Source organism: Calyptranema fuscum S582 (assembly GCF_055793305.1).
Map to the genome: position 1 here is coordinate 28,779 of NZ_JBSLYH010000019.1, position 21,854 is coordinate 50,632.

General features: G+C 46.1%; 16 protein-coding genes. 5 read left to right on the forward strand and 11 right to left on the reverse strand.

The window, feature by feature from the left end; all coding sequences use genetic code 11:
* Positions 1–3: 3 nt before the first annotated feature.
* Complete coding sequence (locus tag ACR6Z4_RS14485) at positions 4–2,259, reverse strand: Mov34/MPN/PAD-1 family protein (RefSeq protein ID WP_479718001.1); 2,256 nt, start codon at positions 2,257–2,259, stop codon at positions 4–6.
* Complete coding sequence (locus tag ACR6Z4_RS14490; protein ID WP_479718002.1) at positions 2,260–3,393, reverse strand: hypothetical protein; 1,134 nt, start codon at positions 3,391–3,393, stop codon at positions 2,260–2,262.
* A 307-nt stretch (positions 3,394–3,700) separates the two neighbouring features.
* Between ACR6Z4_RS14490 and ACR6Z4_RS14495 the strand changes: the two genes are divergently transcribed.
* A complete protein-coding gene (locus ACR6Z4_RS14495; RefSeq protein WP_479718003.1) occupies positions 3,701–4,546 on the forward strand; it encodes a helix-turn-helix transcriptional regulator in 846 nt (281 codons plus the stop codon).
* Positions 4,547–4,548: 2 nt separating this feature from the next.
* On the opposite strand, the gene ACR6Z4_RS14500 is transcribed toward ACR6Z4_RS14495, so the two are convergent.
* The 8 genes from ACR6Z4_RS14500 to ACR6Z4_RS14535 are packed head-to-tail and all read right to left on the reverse strand — an operon-like array spanning position 4,549 to position 15,554.
* A complete protein-coding gene (locus ACR6Z4_RS14500) occupies positions 4,549–5,256 on the reverse strand; it encodes a hypothetical protein (protein WP_479718004.1) in 708 nt (235 codons plus the stop codon).
* Positions 5,253–6,923: a hypothetical protein gene (locus ACR6Z4_RS14505; protein WP_479718005.1), complete on the reverse strand. Its 1,671-nt coding sequence runs from the start codon at positions 6,921–6,923 to the stop codon at positions 5,253–5,255. Before ACR6Z4_RS14505 ends, ACR6Z4_RS14500 begins: the two co-directional genes overlap by 4 nt.
* Positions 6,924–6,939: 16 nt before the next feature.
* Positions 6,940–7,665 (reverse strand): hypothetical protein, encoded by a 726-nt coding sequence (locus ACR6Z4_RS14510; RefSeq protein ID WP_479718006.1) that lies wholly within the window; start codon positions 7,663–7,665, stop codon positions 6,940–6,942.
* A gap of 2 nt (positions 7,666–7,667) precedes the next feature.
* A complete protein-coding gene (locus ACR6Z4_RS14515) occupies positions 7,668–8,786 on the reverse strand; it encodes a hypothetical protein (protein WP_479718007.1) in 1,119 nt (372 codons plus the stop codon).
* Between the two features lie 55 nt (positions 8,787–8,841).
* Positions 8,842–9,657 carry a hypothetical protein gene (locus tag ACR6Z4_RS14520; RefSeq protein ID WP_479718008.1) on the reverse strand — a complete coding sequence of 272 codons (816 nt, stop codon included), beginning with the start codon at positions 9,655–9,657 and terminating at the stop codon, positions 8,842–8,844.
* A 12-nt stretch (positions 9,658–9,669) separates the two neighbouring features.
* Complete coding sequence (locus ACR6Z4_RS14525; RefSeq protein ID WP_479718009.1) at positions 9,670–12,915, reverse strand: hypothetical protein; 3,246 nt, start codon at positions 12,913–12,915, stop codon at positions 9,670–9,672.
* Positions 12,916–12,940: 25 nt separating this feature from the next.
* Positions 12,941–13,573 carry a hypothetical protein gene (locus ACR6Z4_RS14530; protein ID WP_479718010.1) on the reverse strand — a complete coding sequence of 211 codons (633 nt, stop codon included), beginning with the start codon at positions 13,571–13,573 and terminating at the stop codon, positions 12,941–12,943.
* Positions 13,574–13,604: 31 nt separating this feature from the next.
* Positions 13,605–15,554: a hypothetical protein gene (locus ACR6Z4_RS14535; protein WP_479718011.1), complete on the reverse strand. Its 1,950-nt coding sequence runs from the start codon at positions 15,552–15,554 to the stop codon at positions 13,605–13,607.
* Between the two features lie 152 nt (positions 15,555–15,706).
* Here ACR6Z4_RS14535 and ACR6Z4_RS14540 point away from each other — a divergent pair, with 152 nt between their 5' ends.
* The 3 genes from ACR6Z4_RS14540 to ACR6Z4_RS14550 all read left to right on the forward strand — a co-directional run bounded on the left by ACR6Z4_RS14540 (position 15,707) and on the right by ACR6Z4_RS14550 (position 18,052).
* Positions 15,707–16,039 carry a hypothetical protein gene (locus tag ACR6Z4_RS14540; protein WP_479718012.1) on the forward strand — a complete coding sequence of 111 codons (333 nt, stop codon included), beginning with the start codon at positions 15,707–15,709 and terminating at the stop codon, positions 16,037–16,039.
* Positions 16,040–16,297 (forward strand): hypothetical protein, encoded by a 258-nt coding sequence (locus ACR6Z4_RS14545; RefSeq protein ID WP_479718013.1) that lies wholly within the window; start codon positions 16,040–16,042, stop codon positions 16,295–16,297.
* A gap of 63 nt (positions 16,298–16,360) precedes the next feature.
* Positions 16,361–18,052 carry an ATP-dependent nuclease gene (locus ACR6Z4_RS14550; RefSeq protein ID WP_479718014.1) on the forward strand — a complete coding sequence of 564 codons (1,692 nt, stop codon included), beginning with the start codon at positions 16,361–16,363 and terminating at the stop codon, positions 18,050–18,052.
* Positions 18,053–18,074: 22 nt separating this feature from the next.
* Here the strand turns inward: ACR6Z4_RS14550 and ACR6Z4_RS14555 are convergent, their stop codons facing one another.
* Positions 18,075–21,374, reverse strand: coding sequence for an RNA dependent RNA polymerase (locus ACR6Z4_RS14555; protein WP_479718015.1), 3,300 nt, complete (start codon positions 21,372–21,374; stop codon positions 18,075–18,077).
* 136 nt (positions 21,375–21,510) lie between these two features.
* On the opposite strand from ACR6Z4_RS14555, the gene ACR6Z4_RS14560 reads away from it, so the two are divergent.
* Positions 21,511–21,837, forward strand: coding sequence for a hypothetical protein (locus tag ACR6Z4_RS14560; protein WP_479718016.1), 327 nt, complete (start codon positions 21,511–21,513; stop codon positions 21,835–21,837).
* The last annotated feature ends 17 nt before the right edge of the window (positions 21,838–21,854 follow it).

Below are 21,854 nucleotides of genomic sequence, written 5' to 3' on the forward strand. Positions count from 1 at the left end.
TGTTTACTCCTGTATTTCTTGTATCGACCATGTTTCCTGATTTTCACCGACAATGAGCATTACACCTGGCAGCCCATCACGATTAAGAATCTCAGCAAGATAGCTTAAAAGCCTAATGTCATGTTCACTCGGTTTAGTTGAGATTCCCGATGGATGAGAATGCCATTCACCAATGTAAGACACAATATTAGCCGTCCATGATTGCGCTATTTGGATCTGCTCCTCAAGACCTTGAGTGCCACGTGTAAACCCACTTGAATCTGCTGCGCTGTCTAAAGGAGCAGAGAGAATATCGACCACGAAGATTGTCTGTAATTTCTGATCGATGTAGCCAAGCAGGACCCCACCCGTCTCATTTGGGAGATTAGTGGAACGAATTTGCCTAGCCTTATCCTGCAAGTGAGTGTTCCATACGATGGTCCAACCATTAGCAGCAACAGTTAGGTTCGCAGCCACAGGTACTGTGTTAGCGCTAATGGTTCCAGATTGCTCTTCAACGTGCCATACCGAGATTACAGCATCGGGGTGTTCACATCTGAGCCTGACTTGCCGTGCAAGGGTTGCAGCGTGAACCTGAAGAAGCTCAACTGATATCACACTTGATACATCACGACATCCTGCACCAACCCAAAGATGCCCTTGATGTCCACGCAAATGCTGCTCACCCCAGGCATTATTCAAAATAGCTCCGTAATATTGTGCCTCCAGTCCGTCTAATCGCACGTTGCGATCGGAATCTTCGAGAAGTAAAACAGAGCCGTGTCCGGAGGGAGTTAGAAAAATAGATGCTGATCGCTTAAGGTCAGCGATCGCTAAATCGCGTGGTACTACAAGCGTAGTTGTTGCATCAACTACTAAGTCTGCACTCTCAACGGCAGTCTTCAAGTCCACATTTGACCAATTAGTTACACTATCGACAATAGCAGAAGCTTTTGCATAGCCATCACAATAATTTTCCTCTACTATTTGTTTGGCTGCATTTGCTTTAAACTGACCAATTTGAAAGTGTTTAGCTGTGTGTCGGGCTAAATTATGTGGCTTGATGTAATCGATATCAACAAACGTCCAAGTGCCCCACGCCTCTCGATACCAAACGTCGGCAAGACTACTACCAAGTGCTCCAACACCTGCAAGAACGCCAAAAAATTCAGCAGTGTCAGTAGTGATACCCGAAGCCCGTCGTGCGGTTTCATGAGTTAGAGAGGATATAATCTCGATCGGTTCAATTTCAATAGAGCGCCAAGCATCATTGGAACTTAAATCTGCGCCAAATGAAGGGATATCATAGTAGCTACCATCTGCGCCATCTGTTAACACACCACAGGCTTCACCTAACTGCCCAAGATTGATATTGAAACAAAAGGCTTTATACTCATTTCGCTCTACAACACTATTGTCATTTCGTTGAACAGGTATCTGAAGAATGAGAAGCGTTTTACTATCAGATGTCTTGGGAATTCCCTCTCCGTTCACACTACGCTTGATCTCAGTGCAAAGTAAATTGAACAGAGTTGCGCCTCGTGCTGCAAATTGTTTGTCAAGTGTTCCTAGATCATGTGGAAAAGGTTCAATAGAACCGTGAGTTACTGGTTGAAGAGCAATAACGAGACAGGTTAGCTCTAGCTGAACATTTCTTTTCTTGGAAGCCTGAAAAAAGCATCCTAAAAATACTCTATCTTCTACTCGTTTAAGCGTTAGCAAAAAATCAGGATGCCGAATTTTTTCATCAAAATCTGGAGGCAGGACAATCTCGAAGGGACTGCGAAAATAGAACGGCTCAACTGGTTGATCTTCACGATGTAGAGTACCTTTAGCGGTTTCAGAAAGCCACCATAATACGCGATTAAGATGGCTTTGAGGAGTCCAAGAACGTTGCACTACTTCCCACGGTTCAAAATAAAGGCATAATGACGCAGGTTCATCCCTTCTAACAAGATTCTGGTGTAAGGTCACGGGGAAATCTTTTCGCAACGCTCGTACCTCAGGTATTTTAGTTTCTTCAGTACTGAAGATTAATCCAATACGCTCTTGATAGAGAATACCAATTTCATTTCTGGTAGGAACACCATCATTAGTGCAATCAACAACGAGCATTTCCGCAGTGCGTTGTCCGTCGTGAATAAAACATCTTAGCTCGATAAGTTCAAAAAATTTATGAGTAGAACAAGCTCTAAAAACTCGACGCGAGATTGGTATGGTTAAAGCATCTTCGGTGAGTTCAGAAATCACCTCACCAAAATTGGTATGTATATCTACCATCTAACCTGCCCTTGGTGCTGGAGAAGAGACAATAATGTTAACTCCAGAGTTTCCAGTCATATTCAAACTGACTCCTGCGCTGGTGATATCAAACTCCAAAGGCTGTGGCTTTCGTTCGTTCGGCTCCTCCATAGTGACAACAAATCTTCGTCCACTAACCTGTCTTAAATATCGTTCATAGCAATTTCTAGCTTGAATATGGGGTGGTTGCTTCTGTTGATAGGCTTCCTTAGTATCAGGGATCGGCTTGCTTGAACTCACTATGTATGCTCCTGGTTGACCATGCAGGAGAAGTTCTTTCACTAAGGGTAAGGGAACTGTTTCTTTATCACCTTTGTCAGGATTGAGTGCATGATGGCTGCAATGGTGAGGATTGTTATACAAATTCCATTTCAATCGATCTTCGTTGCCATGCCATTTCGTAATACGTACAATATCCTCAAGAACATCACAGGTTGAATCGCCCACAGCAAAATAGTTGGTTTGAACGCCCATAACTTCAAAGCGAACTTGGAAGATTAGAGACGCATCATTCCGTAAGTCGTCACCATCGTCAACATGCTTCACAAATGGCGAATGACAGAAAAACTCAACGCCATCGCTTGTAAGAGAAAAGCTTGGAACGACTTGCCCAGCATCAGTAATCAAGTGTCGCCGTGATTCAAGGGTCAACCCATTCTTCTCAAGCCAAGTTTTGAGCATTTCTGGCTTGGAGAAGACACGGATACCTTTGCCTTCACGGAGACGATGCTGCGCTTCTCGCCGCCAAATGACAAATTCTGCACTCCGCTGATCAATAGTAGATGATTCCAGCAACATCGCAGCTGGAACCCACAGCTCATTAACTTTAACTCGTCCGTTGCCCTGGTATTTATTAGCGTGTTTCAACTCAAAAAATTCAGTGCTATGCAAGATGTGATCTAGATCTCCGTGGGTAAGAGCCAGAACATCGAAGTAGTCACGCTTTGCTTTTAAGAGTTCTTCTTTTAGTTGAGTTTTGAGATCAATAGCTGGTTCATCTTCATCCTCACCACATTTTAGGTGACGAAAGTCAAAAAGTATGCGTTTACCGTTGTCTAGAATAATCTGGCTTGTGTCGCCATTTTGTACTGGGTAGAAAATAACTTTGTGCATTAACTGACTCGCTAGAAGTTGAATTTGAGTTAATCAGGATAGAACTTATTGTTGATTGCGGTTTCTGGACTCTCTGACTTGAGTAGTTAAAGCCAAAGAAAAAGGTCATCCTTGCGCAAATGCCTCTGCAAACCTGTAAATTTTGGATTTTTCACTGACACATTATAGATATAGCTTTCCCAGAAATATCCCGCTAACCCCTTACTAACAGAGTGATAGAATCAAATTGATACAAGACCGTTCTGCCCAAGAACGCTATCTACACGTATCATAACATTATTTTTGTAAAGTGCAAGTGTAAAACTAGATGGCTCGCAAAAAAGAGACAATCACACTTTCTATCCCGCCTGGAACTAAAGAACAGCTGGAGGCAATAGCTGCTGGCTTAGGCATTATGTGGGGCGATCACCCTAGTATTTCTGGGCTAGTCGTGGCGATTGCTCAACGTCAACTTGAGATTGGAAGTGTACTTACACTCGATTTAAATCAAAATACAGCCATCAGACAAGCTATAAAACTCTTGGTTGACTCTGGTCGTATTGCCGATGCGCAAACTTTAGCCCTTTTCCTACTAAAACATGGCAACCTAGAGACACCTTTACGCCAAGCTCTGCTGGAACAAGTTAGTCATCCTACTGAATCATGGCGTAGGGTCATTGATCAGCAAATTAAAGCTAAACAGCCTTTTTACCTGTTCTATGAAGATTCCCAAAATAAACAGATGGAATTCACCGTTCGCTATGGCGAAATTCGCTTTTGGGAGAAGCGATTCTATCTAGAGGCTTGGTGCGAAGAAACAGAGAGTAGCTTGAATCTACCTGAACTCATCCATAACCGTTGCTTCCGCTTAGATAGAATTATCAATGTCTTACCTGCAAGTGGAGATTGGCAAGATCAGCTTGAATATGTTGAAGTGCAATTACAACTATTGGGAAGGTTAGTAAAAGCTTATGAGCCCAAGCCAGATGACATAACCAATGAAGTGAAAGGCGATGCTCGCTACGTGGCTAGGCGTGTATCAAATACCTTCTGGTTTATTCGGGAGATCCTACGTTATGGGGAAGAATGTATAGTTGTATCTCCAGCAAGCGTGCAAGATCAACTAATAAGCAAATTGAAGAAGCTTTGTGAGCACTACAAATTTTTACCATAGACTTACAAAAAGCTAGAAAGCTGTCTTGTCTGGGAAAGCCGCTCTAACTCTTCAAGCACCGCTAATGGAATCCCAACTGAATAGGCTGCCTCTGAAACTGTCATGTTTTCAGTCCACATCAGTTCTAGAAGCTGTCGAACTTTGGCAACAACAGGATCATCGATCGCTGTGTAGCCTCGCATGATAGCAATATTCAACCCAGTTTGAATGTTGTCGGGCGTTAGGTTGAGGTTGCTAACAACAGAAGCTGGTTGCGAGCGGGCGATCGCAGGCAAAATCTGAACACCGACATAACGTGGATTGCTGCTGTGAACAATATCAAACGTGTAGAGCCGATTCTGTCCTCTAGCATCTACCGTTTGTACCATCAGGTTGGTTACAGGCGTAGTGGTCGCTCCCGGAAAGCGGAGAGGTTCAATTACCCTCAAGAAAATAGTTTTTGCCCGCCCAGTCTCTAGCTCAGTATCAGTGCTGTAGACCACCCGCGAGGCATCTGCCAGCAGGATATAGGCGATCGTCTCATCCGTCTGGCTAAAACTGATCGAAGTTGCCCGTCCGGGAGCCACCTGAACTTGTACAGCACTGGTGGTCGCTCTGTTGCGATCGACGACCTGATAGGCTGAAGTTTGCGCCTGCGCGGGTAACACAGGCGATGCTAAGACAATTAGCAACGATGTACTGACAGAAGTCAAAACAGGAAATCGTTTCATCGGTTTACCCTCAAAAAACTATTGACCACCACAGAAACTTCGGTTCCCTCAGAAACAAACTGCACGTTCGGTCGTTGCAGGAGTTCTTGCATATTCTGGTCGGATCGCTGAGACATGCGTTCAACAATGGGATTAAAAAACCCTTCTAAGACAGCCGCCCAGATTTGAGGCTCAGCACTGGTCGTAATCACACTCTGGTTAAAGCCCCCTCCAGAGGAGACCGTACTGGATTGAGTGCGGGGTTGATTGATGATGCCTCCAACGCGACCTAAACTACTGAGCAGCCCAATCAACAGATCTTGTCGGGCAATATCGGGTCCCACATCATTAAGCCTTTGGGCAACCAGCGGTTGATTGTCTTGTCCCCGAATCTGAAGGCTATCGGGAGGTAAGGTTTGTTGGCGGATCTGACCAGCACGATCGCGATACACAATGGCGATCGCACTCGCTGACACTAAATTATTGCCCCGTCCTACAGAATGGGTGCGAACAACCAAAATTGTACCTGCCGGGAGTGCCACACTTCCATTGGTCGCTTTCATATCCTCAGTTAACTCCACAGCGAAGCGATTTTCTGGGGGAGACGCTGTCCTACCAGTCGAACTGTCGCCGCCTTCATCCCAAATCATTGGCAGGATAACCTTAGCCCTGGTGGATGTTCCGAGTGCGACTTCGCTTAAGCCGCCGGTGCGCTGATCAAGTTGACTCACCGGAGTACGGTTCAGGATGCCAATCATACCGGGAGTTAGGTCAGCACTAGACGTAGATCGTAATTCCGTAGGTGAAGCTGCCCTAGAGGAGTTAGGAACCAACGCAAAACCCGTCGCCATTGTGGATGAGTCTGTTCCGATCGAGACTACAGGAATAACAGGATTCTGTTGATCCGCTGGTGAAACTGGATTAGACGGAGCATCGGGCAGATTACTGGAAGCCGACCTCGAAGGCTCCACTGCACCAGAACTGACTCGCAGTTGTCCAACATTTGCCAGTTGTGCCCATCGTTGGAACGGATCAATTCTCTCAACAGGTTGAATCCTTTCGGGTGTTGCGACAGGCGATCGCACAACTACTGGCTCTGGTCGAGAGACTGTTACAGGAGGAGACACCGCCGCCGGAGTAGGTGCTGGAACTGGTGGTCTCGAAGCAGCAGGTCTTGGTGGAGGAGAGGATTCAGGCTGAGCAACGGCTTCAGGCTGGAGTTGTTGCTGCTGATCCTGAAATGCTAAACGACTTTTCAGCTCAGCTGTCTCATCAAACGTTGGAGGCGTTGTGGGTATTGGGGAAGGTGACTGCGTAACCTGTCGAGTTGGTGGGCGCGGCTGTAGAAAACCAAACCACAAGACCGCTCCAGTTCCCATCACTGTCCCAACCACAGCCACCACAGACCCTAGCCGAATACTGGCACGTTCTGCCAACGGACGCTCTACCGCTCCCTCCTGATCTTGCTTCAGTCGATATTCCTCTGAAATTAGCTGCGGGGTTGCGGGGTTAAACCCTGCTAGCTGCTGTTCCTCTTCTGGGGTCAGGTCGTCATCCTCCTGCAATTCACTAAGAATGGGAGTTGTAGAGGGTTTACCATTCCCGTTTAGATGCTGAGCAGGGTTTGAATGTGCCTCAGACACGCCATCAAACTCAGGGGATTCAAATTTTTGATTCGCATTCGTCATGATCATCCTCGCTGCACTACCGCTGTTGCTGGGGGTTAAATTCAACGATTCGAGTAATTTGCAATCCCGCAGCTCGCATCTCGTAAATTTTGCGTTCTACCAACGGTGCGTCAGCTCCAAGGGGCGATCGCGGCACCTCCACTGCTTGCAAGGTAAATGTGCGATTGAAGGGGATTCGCTCATCTCTACCTGTGGTTCGGTCGATCAGCACTCGCGTTGCTACCAGATCCACCTCCCATTCTCCGGGTCGAATTTCTCGCGGTTCTGACACGTAGGAAATAATCGTCGTACTACGAATCTGCCCTGAAAAAAATGCAGGCGGAACTAATTCAGCAATCTTGGGTAGAGACGCTTTTGCAAACTCTGATTCCATGAGGAGAGAAGCAAACCAGGTATTCGTCGGAATACGTTTGTTATTGCCAACGCGAATTCCCTGATCAGATTCATCCGTGCCAGGGAGTTTGTCATCCCAATTAAAGGTCAGCGTCGTCCAATCACTCACAACTTTTTGGATTACTGATGGGTAGCGCCAGTTCCGCTCCTGCTCTGAGACATAAATCGTTTCACCATTCACCAATTGAGCAAAGGTTGTCTTCCTTTCGGCAATTCGGTTCACTCGAAAAGCAGTAAATAATGTCAAAACAAAAATCAAGCTGTTAAAGGCAGTCAGGCAGATGAAACACACTGCCAGCAAATTCTTTGCCTCAGGTAGAAGTGGAGCTTGAAGCCGTTTAATCTGCATAACTACCCTCGTCGTATCAACGCGATACTCGTGACTGTGCCGATCGCATTACTGAAAATATCAATCAGGCTTTTTACGTTGGATGAAATGCCGTTATAAAGTGCAAAGCCTCCACCACCCGCTACTAGGACTGCTAGCCCTGGTGCAAAGATACTGAGGAAAAAGAGAAACGCTACATCCGACACCAATTCTGCTCCCGACTTAACCAACACCACGGCGGTTAATCCGACCACAATGTTGTAACCCAGTTGAATTCCAAACAACGTGATAAATCCGGTAAGCCATGCCCAGATCGGACGACCTTGCAGAGGGAGGAGTGAGAGTCCAATGGCGATCGGTGCAAATAATGCAGTCAACAGTAGTGCCGCTTCCAGAATATTGACGAATCCCCATTGCAGGGCATAGAGAATGAATCGGATGATCGGAATAGCAGTGTCTCGAAACACACTACCAGGGTCGGTTGTTAATCGCACTGCTGTACTAATTTGACCGGGTAATGATGCATTCCATAACGCCTCACCAAACGCACGTAACGGCTCAAGGGGCGATCGCGCTTGTCGTTCGGCTTCAGTCACGATCGCTTGTGCCTGCTCTTGCTTTGAGTTCCAGCACTCCACCAGTTCAGTGCCAACTTTACCCTGGCATTCGCTGTAGAGGCTTTCAAGCTGTTGTTTAGCTATCCCAGTGATCGTCACATTGGAAATCGCATCCCGAAAGGTCAGTTCACCGACCTGAAGCTGCAATACATTTTGTACTTGAGCATAGGAAAAACCCCGGATAAACTTGATCGTGCCCGCTAGAATATTGCCATTCGCACCTAAAAAAATCATAATCACTAGGGGCCAGATGAAAATCGAGGCTAGCTCTGACCAAGACTGCTTCTCGATAATCTCCTTTCCTGTAGTCATTGCAATGAACAAGATGCTGGCAGCTCCCAAGGTAATACCCAACTGAATTAACCCGATCCAGAGTCCAGATGCAAGCGGGTCTAGCGTCACCAACCAGACCGTGTTCCAAGACTCAACTGTTGCACGGGACAACTCCAGTGAACTGGTGATAATATCCAGCGCGTCAGATTCTCCACCTGTCGTTGGAAAGGATTGAGCAATCAGGGTCATCATGAGCATTAACCATCAAATCAAACCGTCATAGGGAGTGCCGCAGTTTCAAACTGAACTACTGATCAGAGCCGAGGGTTACTCCTCCTGGCATCATCAACAATCCTCCTTGCTGGCTAGCTGTATTGCCTGCGGAAATCGTTCTGCGGCGATCGGCAGTGGTAATGGCAGAAAGTTCACTTGCTGTTTGAGCTGATAACGTATTGCCGATCGCTCGATCAACCCGCGCTTGTTGTGCCTCCTGCAACACCCGCTCATTAACTTGACTGTTGAGGGCGGTCTGTTGAGAAAGGTTTTGCATGATTCGTTGAGTCACGTCCAACCCCTGAGACTCTTCACCTAAACGCACACTTTCCTGTGTATTCTGCTGCGTTGCCTGCCGTACTTGAGTCATTTGGGTTTGGGCTTCCTGGCTCAAGGTAGATTGATCCGCTACCCCTATAGCAGTGGCTCTAGAGACGTATTTGCTCAGATCCTCTCGAATGCCATAGGAACTGCGACCATTGGTTTTGTTCTCTAGCGTTTCGGACAAAACAGCCCCCGGAGCACGGCTGGCTGAACCTCGCATAATTTGGCTCCAAAGTTGAGACAGATCTGGAATCTGAACTGCACCCAGCGTCGATTGAATTAAATTATTTACAGGACTCAGCACATCATTCTGCACAAAGTTCTGAACATCTCCCAGGAAATCATTAATCTGGTTCTCCGTACTGGAAACATAAACATTGCTGCCATTCACTTGGTCTTGAATTGCCGCTTCAACTGGATCACTGCCTGTGTCTTGGGTGCGTGCAAGTGCAGGATTACTAACAGCCCCAATACCTAAGACCAGGAATGGAGTGATGAATCGAATTAATATCCACTTAAGTTGCATAAATATGTCTCCTTAACGTGCAATGAGTGAGCGTTGATGATGTTCAACCATGTCATTAGGATGGTCTTCGTGTTGCTGCAACTGCCTTGATGGTGCTGCTGATAAACCCTGCCCAATATGGCTGAATCCTTTGCCTTCCCGTAACGCTGGAATATATTCGTCTGCAAACGCTTTCAACCCCAGCAGCCGCCCTTTGGATGTGAATGGATAGTGCGCCATAACCCGGTCTCGCGCTTCGCGTTCATCCTGATTGTTGGCAACACTGGCAAGCATCAATTCACCAGGATAGAACCGAGTCCTCCAGAATCGACCACCCAGTTCCAACAGCCAGCATGAATAGAGATCACTGCTACGGGGTAGAAATGATTCTGTGGCATTCTGGCTAATGATGTTGGCAGGATAGCCAAGATACCGTTGAAAGGAGTTGATACCGCTGCTGGTAATGCGTCCGGTAATTCGGTAATTAATGTTCTGCATAATTTGCGAGCCTGCTGAACATTCACAAATAGTGTCTGGATCTTGAGAAAGCAACAGAACTGCAATACCGTCTTTCCGTCCTGTCGCACAGGTTTCTCCAACGATTTGAGCAAACCCATCTCTGCGAAGCAATACCGAAAGCTCATCTCCAATGAACAAACTGCGTGGATGAGAAAGCGCATTACGGATACAGGCAGCATTAGCATTGATTGCCATCAGGTAAGCATCCTGTTCGTTGGTCAAACCACTGAGCGCAAAGAATTTGATCGCAGGTTCAGGTGAAAAGGTACTGGGACGCGCGATCGCTTTCCCTAGTCGTGAAGCCAATAACGCGCCCACCTGGCTCTGAATCTGATTGAGTGCATGGCGATCTAAGTCTTCAAATGACCGGAGGTTCAAGCGTTCACGGGTACAGAACTTGATGAAATCAGGTAGAGTTGGGATCTGCTGCCATTCAGGCGATCGCCAACCCATTTCAAAGGCTCGGTTGTAACGAGTGATGATTTCTGGGTCACGCAGAAATACATCCAATGCTCTGATTAGCAAGGCATCTACCCGTTGTGCTAAATGAGGATTATGGATTTTCCCCATTGCGATCGCGCTTAATGCTCGGCGAATAAAATCCTTCCAAGATTCCATCCGGCGATCGCGCTCCAACTTATCAAAGCGTCGCAAATCAGGAGGTTCTAGCAGATTACTGCTGCCGCTGGAAATATCGTAATACGCACCCTGATCGCCCAATAGTTCGATCGCAGTTTTGAACGTGCTATTCCCGCTAGAAGAAATATCCATTCCCACAACTGGAATATTGTTTGCCAATGCTTCTAGGGCAAACCGCCAGCCCAATACACTTTTGCCAGAACCTGATGTTCCCGTAATCAACGCACGTCCAATCTGCTGATGGAATAAATCAATGTAAACAGGTTTACCCCCGCGTCCGGTTAGAAACTCCACACCTCTGTAATCGATGTCCTTCGGCATCGTTAGGGGCATTATGCCTGCCACCGTATGCGTATCGAGAGTCAATCGGCGCTCATTCAAGTTGCTGCCATGCAACAGGCGCTTACAGGTAATGGGTAACGCTTGCAGCCAGATTTCCCAGGCGATATGACGCTCTCGAATCACTTTCGCTGTCTCAAAGCTGTTTGCCAGTAAATTGCAAGCGTGAGTTAATTCCTCGGCGCTATTACGATAAACCAGGAATACGGGCGCACAGTGTAACGCTTTAGTGCCCTCATAAATACGACGCTGTGCTTCAAAGGACTCTTCCTGCTTAATTTCAGCGCCTACATCTCGCCCCTGTCCCTTCGTGATCGCAACGGTGCGAGCTGCCTTAGATTGCTTTGCTTGCCGTGCAAGATTGTCCTGAATAAAAAAGTCATTGCTGCGACTGATCTCAATCCAGGCTTCAGTATCATGTATATAGCTGGAAGAGAGAATTTTCCAGACCCACTTCAGCTGTTCTCTGGTACTTGTCCAGCCCATTGGTGGATCAGTCATGGTCATCACTCCACAGACTTTATCTTTTCCAGTCAGGTAAACCCGGTCATGATCACCTCGATGTTCTGGGCAGGCAGAACGCCCCTGCGTTCCCTCAATTAGCAAGGTACACAGATGTTTGTCTGTCGTCACGGCTTCAGTTAATTCGAGTCCTGTTTCCGTCTCCTTCAGGGAAATGACCTGCGGAATCGGAGGAGCAACACCTTGATTAAATCGGTTCCAGAGCCACTGCCATAGATCCGTTGCATTACAGGGAGTTACCTCCAGTCCTACTTTTGTATTCAGTAACAGTTCCCATTGAATAAATCCCTGCTGAAATCCTTGTAGTAAAAGCTTTTTGAAAAATGCTTCTTGATAAATTCGTTTATTTCCCGTAATTTGCTCTACGACCCAGGAGCCTGTTTTTCTTAATCTCTCAATTAACCCCCCAACCAAATCTTTGTGCTGCGTCCCGGCTTCGTCGTCACTAGTCCAGGTGCAAAATGCAAGTTGTTGCCATGTTTGTCGGGTTCCTCCCTGAGCAAGTTGTTGCACCCGCAATTGCTCATTGCGAGTTAGTACTGACACAGGTTTTAATTGACAATCATCTGCCAGAGTAGACAACTCACTCTGCCGTTCGTCATCATCGCCATAACAGCCTGTGCAAAAGGTAATTCGTTCCCCAACTGGTAACTCTTTCATTCCTTCTTCAATTGCATGAGCAAACGCAGCCACCTCACTGTCGTACAACACATCGTGTAGCCCAGCAATGTGAAATCCAAATATAAGCTGGTACTGAGATTTGCCCTTCTCCAGCAACAGCGCTGCAACTTCACGATCGTCTTTTTTGATTTCTGCAATACAGCAGATATTAAGTTCGTTTTGGAATGGCATAAATATGCTTTTGCCTCCATACTGATTTGGCACCTGCACTGGTTTCAATCGAATATTGACCTTTGCATCACCATAACGTTTGCGAATCCAAGCGTGTCGTTGTTCTGGGATAGGCGAAATATAGATATTGTTGCCGTTACACCATTCAGTTCCTGGTGGATTCCGCCAGCGATCGAGAAATTGATGGGGTTGATTTCCAGTCAAAATCCACCAGCTTACAATCAACCAGAACGAGGTTCCAAAAAACCAACCAAGACCCAAACTAAAGAACCCATTTGTGATGACATAGCAAAGAACAACAATGGCAACCCAGGGACCCAGTTGATCCGCCGGAATCGGACCAATACTCGCCTGCTTACCTAAAATTTGATTGACTTTAATAAATTCTCGATTGAAATCCCGTTCCATAGCTATTCCGATTCACTTTGCCAAATTAACCACCAGCAGTTCCCGTGCCATTTCCTACAAAGATGAACGTGACCACATCAATCGCAATCACGATCGCAAACGCGAGTCCCACCTGAGTAACAATTGGTCTCCAGTCGTTTCCCTGCTGTGCCTGGTTATAAGCAAACAGGGCAGCCGCAGCAACGAGTAGCAGAAATACACCCCGAATCAGATTGAAAATTAACCCAACAACATTGGCATCTAATGTATTGGTCGCGCCTCCAGCCTGAGACGTTTGCTGCGCTAGATTGACAAAGAATTGTTCTAGCCCACTTAAGAAAATGGCATGGGCAGGAGCAATCAGAGTATTGAGTAAGACAGTAATGGTGATAATGAGTGATGCAATATGCCAGAAACGGATCTTTGCACCCAAATATTTCTCTAAGATGGGTACTGCATGAATTAAGTGCCACAAACCGATGAAAACTACACTGGCACAACCTAAAACGGTGACCAATAACGGATCTTTAAGCAGTAAATAAACAGCGACTACAACACAAAATCCAATGAACAGCAGATCTGTTTTGGTAACTTTAAAACGCTTAAGTTGTTTGATTGGATGATGACGTATTTGAGTTGAATGAGACTCAATAACCTGAGTTTTAGTGTTGTACATCATATATTCCTCATTAGGGCTGATACAATCGGTCTTAAACTTGCAACTCTTCACGATTAGGTTTGGCAGAGCCTTTACTAGAATGGCGATTTGAGTGCTTATCATCTATTCGTTCATCTGACTGATCAGCTATGGCTGATTCCATCTCTCGTACTGGAATACTGCAATGTAGAATGTCAGGGGATTGACCAGGCACTAACATGGCATCAAACACCTGTTCATCCTTATGGTTCGGGTCGAATCCTTGAAGCAACTGTGTTCCATTTGGTAAGGTCACAACTTCAAATTCGTATTTGGCTTTGCCCTGATCTGTCCAGGTAAAAACAGGTTCAGCCTCACCGTTAAATCGCTCTGGTAGCTTTTCTTGAAAGGTTGCAATCAGTGCTTGAGCGCTGGCTTTTGTGGCGTATTCCTGCTTGGACTGAGGAAGTTTAGCAATGGCAGCTTTCTCCTCAGAATTGAGGTGATCTTCTGCGATCGCCCACTGCCCATCATTACGATTGCCTGCAAAAAGGGTATTGCCCTGGTTGTTGTTCAGGGCGATCGCCACCTGCTCCCCTTGCTCTTTCATCCGAAGAGTTTTGTTACTGGAAATCGCAATTCCTTCTTGATCAGCGTTATCCGAGAGTTCATTAGCAACTCTGGCAAAGCCCACCAAAGATTCTGCACAAGAAACTTGCTGAGGATCAGCTCGTCGCGCCATAAGTTGTTCCAGCACTTTGGACTCTGCGATCAGTTGTTCAGGTGCCGCAGCTTGACTTTCTTCTGTATGTACCTCCGGCTCAACCATTGAAGAACTGGTTTGTTCTGCAACTTGCTTCTCTAAACGACTTACCGCAATTTCTAAACGATCAAGTCGTTTGGAAAGACCTTTCAGGTATGACTCAATCTGGTCAAGCTGTTCGCTAATGCTGGCTTCCCGGTCCAGCTCTAGCGGTTGAGATTTGTAGGTGGAATCTAGTTTTACACCTAGCCTGTCTACCTTACTTCCAACTGTCTCAGCCGCAGTTGCTAAAGGATTCTCAACCGCAATTTGTTCTGGCTCCTCTGTCGGCGTTACCGTTGCACGTCCGGTTGCTGCTTCTTGTAAACGGTTGGTCAGGTTTTCTACCTGCTCATTCTGCCGCTGAAGTTCTTGGACAATTCGTTCAATCCGTTCCTCGTCGTCCTGAGCTGCCAGGTTTTCTAACACTCCCTGCCCAACCACAATGCCCAAGGTTGCCAGTTGTCCTGCCAGCCCTGCAACATTCACTCCATTCGTTTCGCGTCCATTGACAGCAGCCGAAGCACTGAGCCGCGACGCTTCCTCCATTGGGTCGCGGTAACGGAAGTCCCGATGATTAGATTTACCTGCTTTGCCTTGAGCTTGCGCCTTGGATTGAGTTCTGCTCTGAGCTGTCGGTGACGTTTTAGCTTGATGTTTAGCTGTCGGAGGCGAAGCAAGCTCCTCATCCCCTAACTCATCTAACTCATCATCTAAATCGGCATCTAGTAGCGTCTCTAAATCCTCATCTGGCTCTTCATCAAAGTCGTCATCGAGATCAAGCGCATCGTCCAGGTCAGTATCCAGATCATCAAGTTCTGCCTCTTCAAACCCAAACATCTCAGCAATGTTGGAGGGCGTAAAGTAGTTTTCATCCTTGTCTGTAACGCCTTCTAAGTTTTTGATCAGATACTTGCCGCTGGTTCTCTGGCTGGGGTCACTGCTGAGATAGAAGCGGTATCCTCGAATTTCATCATCATTGCCACCACCCTCACAAAGCTCAACCGTGATGGGAGCCTTGCCCGATCGCTCACTGAATGACTCCACATAAGCCTTGAAGTCTTCGTGCGACTCAATGCCTCCCTCTTGGAGGGCGTTGGTGATCGCTTTATCCAGGGTGTTTTCAAGATGGCGGAGTTTGCGGCGATCGGTCAGGTTTTGCCAGGATCGCTTCTGGGTACTCTGCTGCTGCTTGGGTCGGGTAGGTGTTTTGGTAGCCATAGGCAGCCCTGAAACACAAGTTAAGGTTGCTGTAGTTGTCACCCTAACAAGGCGATCGCTCAAGCTACCTATGCCAAATGGCGATTTGTCCAGTATCCAGTTGGCTAGGTTATAATAATCCCAGAATTATATCCTTTCGGTTTGCTCAAGCTATGAACAACAGCGTAATCAAAGATCCTACGTTCCCGATGCGCCATGCTCAGGTGACGGAGTTGAAAAATACTGCCAAAATCGCTGATTTGGCGAAAGACGCGGATGTTCTCATTACTCGGAATGGGGAAACTATTGCCTATCTAGTCAACCCAGAGCATTATGAGGCACTGATCTCAGCCTGGAATGAACTGCGGGTTAAGGTCAGCCAAATCGTGCTAACCAGCTATGAACAGCAGCATGGGGGGTTGCAACGATTGGATGAGGCGATCGCGGCTGCCCAACAAGGAGAGTGGGCAACTCCTGAAGAAGAGGCTGAGGTGTTTGACGACTAAATGAAAGTCACGTTTCAACGAGCTGCTCTAGATGACATCAAGAACGAGAAGGGAGGTGTGCCAACACAGTTCCGCAAACCCTTAAGAGACTTCTTGCGAAGCATGACGTACATCGGACAGGGAATGCGTTGCTCTGATCCACGCTACTCTGACCTCTGCTTCATCAAGTTCCGGAACTGGTATGTTCTTTATCTACCGATTTCTGAGGAGTATATTGTGGTGGTAGCAGTGATGTATAACTACGGACAGCTACCTTAAACGAGCCTAAATATCTTACGAGCTTAAGGTAAATCTCAGTCTTTCATCATTAATCATCTGAATATGGATCTAACTAGTATAAGAATTAAATCTTACAGAACTATAAGTGCTGAACAGTCTTTAGATTTAGCGAAGGGACTAGCAGTTGTTGGTCCAAACAATAGTGGTAAAACTAATATTCTTAAAGCTGTTCAATTATTATTTACAGGTCATGAAAATCAGCTAGGGTATGATAGGAACCTGGATCTAACTTTCAATGACAATAGATCCAGAACAAGTCTTTTAGCTACCTTTAGTGGCGATCCTAACGGTAATGATAAATCGATATATGACGGCATTGATGAACTACATAATTTGTTGGGAACAAGCCGAAACAATGAAATATCAATATCACTAAACCTTCAGTTTAGCTCTAACTCTAATCCGACGTATCAATTCTTTCCAAACGCAAAGAAACCTAAGACAGGAACTAAGCAAGTTCAGTATTCTAACAAGCAACGTCAATTAGTTTCTGATCTTCTTTCAAGTTTTTCATGTCACTATATTCCATCTGAGAAAAGTGTTAGAGATCTTTATACTGATTTACTTGTACCTTTCCTTAAAAGCGTTACTGCAAATAAAATATTGGTTCACATACAAGATATTAAAGATGTTCTACAAACAACTGCTGATCATCTAAATCAAGTACTCAATTATTCTGGTTTATCTAATATAAAGGCATCATTCGGAATACCTAACAATTCTCTTGAGGACTTTATCAGTGGATTCGATTTCAGACTTTTAGATCCTACAGAAACATCAATCTTCCGAAAAGGAATGGGAATTCAATCGACAGCTTTAATGGCTTCATTTTTATGGGTGACTAAAGAAGAAATATCACGTGGTAAAAAAGTAATTTGGCTATTGGAAGAACCAGAATCGTATCTGCACCCTGAGCTTTCGGAAAACTGCGATCTAATTCTTAAGAAACTTCGGGAAGAATCACTTGTTGTGCTCACAACTCACTCCTTACGTTTCGTACCTCAAGATCCTAATATGATAGCAGGTATTGATTTAGTTAATGGACATACAAAAGTTAGTACATTTAAATCTCATCTGGATGCAACTAGAAAATTAAGAGAATCCCTAGGTATTAAATTTAGTGACTACTACAATTTAGCCAAATACAATATATTTGTTGAAGGACCGTCAGACAAAAGCTATTTTGAATGGATTTTACAGTTACTACCAACCAATATCAATGGACAAGATACAAGCTGGTCTCATCTAAGATCAATTGAAACTGCAATTTTAGATTTTGGTGGAGTAAAACATCTGTCTGGTTTCTTACGTGCCACATATGAATTTATGAGTAAGGAAAGAGTTACTGTGTCTATCTTTGACGGAGATGATGCTGGGGTTAGAGAAAGAAGGGATCTACAAAACTACTTTGGTCAAAAACAAATTCCTTTCCAACCAAATATCCATTATGTTTCTATAAGAGATAGATTTGCTATCGAAGGTCTTTTTCCTGATGATTGGATAATTAATTTAAAGAATCAGCACTCTTCTTGGTTTGACAATGATTTCTCGGTAGATGCTTCGGGAACTCTTGAGACCTTTAAAATAAAAGATAACCATAAATCAGATTTCTCTAAACAGATGAAGCAAATTGCAGAAACCCAATCAGACTTTAATTGGGCTTTTAGATGGATTCAAGTTTTTAACTCTATAAATGCTGCTCTGATTCACCTAGAACAACTACTAACCAGGTGAACAATAAATAAGTTTAAAATTACTAAGCTAGCTCGACACTACTATAGTTAGTATTTGATTTAATAACTCGTTGCTCAATAAGGGCTTGCGATCGCTCTCTCTTTGCCAACATACCCTCCAGTTCACTCGCATAATCCTCGGCTAATGGAACTATTTCCTCACCTGTATTCAAATTTCCCCGACAAATCGTTCGCCTTGCTTCATTCCGAATAGTGAAGTCGCCTGTTGGTTGAACATAAGCAGTCCATTTATCACCCACCTTAAACTGCGCAATTTCAGATCCATCTGACCGCTGCTGTTCATAGGTTGCACCAACGGCTGTCACTAAGCCTTCAAACATTTCCCTACGCCACTGATTTCTATCTAGTTCAGAGCTTTGGATAGGTTCTGAACCAGGGAGGACTGGCTCAGGGAGTTGAATTGAGTCAGGATACAACTTCAGCACTACGCTGGAACCTTCAGGACGTAGCTTGGCTTCAAAGGAACTCCCAATGGGTAACTTGGGCATATCTGGTGAGAAGGTGCCCAAGTTCTTGTCATCAATCTGCACGATCGGAGTTCCGTTATAGCGGTAGTACTCAGGATGAGATTCCGGCAGTTCAAATGCACCTACCTGTAAACTCACCGCTTGATTGCGCCATTGCTTACTGGCAAAATTCTCCCCAGCAAAGTCATTGTGGCGAATGCCTAAGATCTTGATTTCATCAAACTGAAATGCCTGAAGCTGCTGACAGACTTCCTCAGTCAACAGGTTGTATGCCAGCGCCCCCACGCCTGAATCCTGCCGAGATGCCGCCCAAGTATGATCAGCGGGAGGAATAATCCGCAAATCATCAGGTACGTGAAGTGCATCCAGATCATTAACGTTCTTGCCAAACTTAGCCTCTAGTTTCTCAACCAATCGCGAGGGAATATCTTTGAGTGCAAATTCAATCATCGGTAGCTGAGGATGAATGATCGCATCAAATTGAATGCCCTTTTGCTCCAGAGTTTCCTTCCACCGAATTGCATCCGACCCAAACGGTACACTCAACACATAGGCATCTCTGGGTAGCGCTTCACTGGGCAATTCATACCCATGCTGGAGGGTAAAGGTAATATCCATTTGCTCTGCCAGCGTCAGGCAGTCACGGCGGTGCCGATCCATTTCTGGGCGCGTGTGCTGGGTATACCAGAGTGCGGCTGCCCCCTCAAACCGTTCTTTTGGGGTCGGAAACAACTCATTAATTTCAGCCCGGTAGCTATCGTAGAGTTTGCCCAGCTCTTCATTAAAGGCATCCCGGTCTTCCCCAACTCTTTCCTGAATCTCATCTCTGGCTTGCTGGAAGCGAGTCTTCAGCTCCTCTGCCCACTCCAACGCATCCACAGATAATTCATTTTTAGGGAACAGATAGCGGAACTCATGGCGATCGCGGCTGCGAATCCGAGTCGGTTCCCACAAGGGATTGACCACTTCTCTAGCAAGAACATTGATCGAACCGGGAGCATCCGCAGGCATGGCAAAACTGCGATAGAGGCGATCGTCCTTCTTAAAGTCAAAAAAGTGGCTAGGATGCGTCTCAGACCACCGCTTCGCATCTGAAAGTAGGTTTTCTCCTTCAATCTCCTTGATATCCTCCAGCCGCTCTGCACTCTTGGGCGAATCAACCTCTACCTGAAGTGCTTGAAACAAACGGTTGAGCAACTTTCGTTGGCGGCGCTCAAACCGCTCAACATTCTCCCCTTCCCCCGGCATTGACGATTGCACCCGTCCAATATTAGTTGCCACCAATCCCACCTTATTCTGATTCACTGCCGCCGCAATCTGAGCCAGGTTCCGGTATTTCAAACCGCCATCATCATTTAGAACTTCGGTATAGGCTAACTTGGGGCGTTGCTTCACCGTCTCAAATCGCCCTGGTTCACCAGCCCGCAGCGTTTCTTTGGCGATATTGGGTAACTTGCTGGCAGGGCTAACCATCAGTTGATCGCCATCAAAGTCTGCCTGGTGATATTCCTCTGCATCTCTGGGATTGATCCAGATGACATTGCGAGTTTTCTTTAATTCTGGATCGTGAACGTTTTGATAGAGGCGGATATTGTCTGAGTTGACGATCGGATATCGGGTCAGAATTACATCCCCTTCTGGTAAATGAGGCACACAAACCGTACCGCGCGGTAGATTATTCGATGGCATTGCCATACCTGAACTGTGGGTGTAGCCGCTCTTAATCGCTAGATCTCGCCATCTGCCCGCTACATAATCTGTTGCAAATTTCCGAAACTTGGGTGTTTCAACCAACTGTCCATACTTGTCATTGCGAAGCAGAGAGATCCAGCGGGATTCTTGCACTTGGCTGTTGGCATTGCCATCCACATCCCCAAATTCTTCTTCCGATCGCTCCTGTCGCCGTTGCTGTTCTTTGTCGTACTCTTGCACAATGTACCGCGCCAGTGCCAAAGGATTCCGTTGTAAATCTGCCAAGACCTTAGCTTTTTCCTCTGTTGGCTGCTTCAAATCCTGCCGCACAGCGTCCTCAGAATACCAGATGGTAAACTGCCAGCTATTGTCGTAACTGGTGGCTCTGGCATTGCCCCGGTTGCCCATTGCAACTTGCGGAAACTCATAATCTCCACAAGGAATCAACTCATCCAATCGCGCCTTTTTAATGCCCTTGATCGACGATCGATCCATAACGATGTCATAACCCTCTGCATCAGTGAGTTGAGCATCAGGCAGCAGCGTTCCCTTGGATAGGAAGCTAGCACGGGGACCGCTTTCTTCACTTCCTTCCGCCCACTGCCGCCTCCAGGCAAGCCGGAACTGAAACGGGCAGTTCTGCTCACCCCCTAAGTGACGAGCAAGCTGGGGCGAAATCTTACCGTGGCAATCTCCGGTCTTATAGCGAGCATACTGCGGATCACTGAAATCCACTATTTTGACCCGCAGGTTCTCTAACGTATCAGACCCCTTGTAGCAGTTACTCACCAGCAGAGAACCATACCGACAGGCAGCATCCGGCTCTGTTGCGAACAATCGCCGGATCTTCTTACGCAAGTCGTCATCTGCAAAGTAGTAACTGTTGCCAGAACTAAACGCCAGTCGCCGTCGAGTGCCATCTGCAAATTCGCGTCTGCGTAGATGATTTGCGTCTGGATTGCGATGATCAATTTTCACCAGCAGCAAAGATTGCAACTCCTCTGGTTCAAACATCTGCTCCAGCAAGGAGTTCTTAATAATCTCCGGCTCAGATAAATACCGTCCTTTCCCGTTATTGTGCGCCCCATCAAAAATCGGGATGCTGAGACCGGAACCTGCAATGACCCGTGTGGTCAGATCCATTACCTACGGTATGTGGGGTGTACGTACTGTTCCCTTGTCTAAAAGCGTTAGACTGTTTTCTAACTTTCACGCACAACAAAATTGACAAAATCAGCCATGTGGCTATTTCTGATTGAGTAGGCAAGGAGACTAAATTATGCCGTGGCACATTAAGCGTCTAGAAAACGGTTTGCTGGTTCAGGAATACGATCGGGAACCCGATGATGAAAGCGAAGAACTCCTGACACCGGACGGCAAGACGCAAGATGAATGCTACCCGCGCTTTGCTCATCTGAAGCCTGGAGAAAGTCTGGTACTACCAGATGAACCAAAAACCACTACTTCTGGTTCTCGCTATCCCAGCCAGTACGAAGATTTGGATGAGTTTTTGAACAGTGATCCAGGGGCAATCGATAAGTTAGATAGTGGTAGTCAGTCTCATCGCTTTGACTGGCGCTCTTACGAGCCCGACGAATCTTTGTAGTTGTAGACAAATAATTT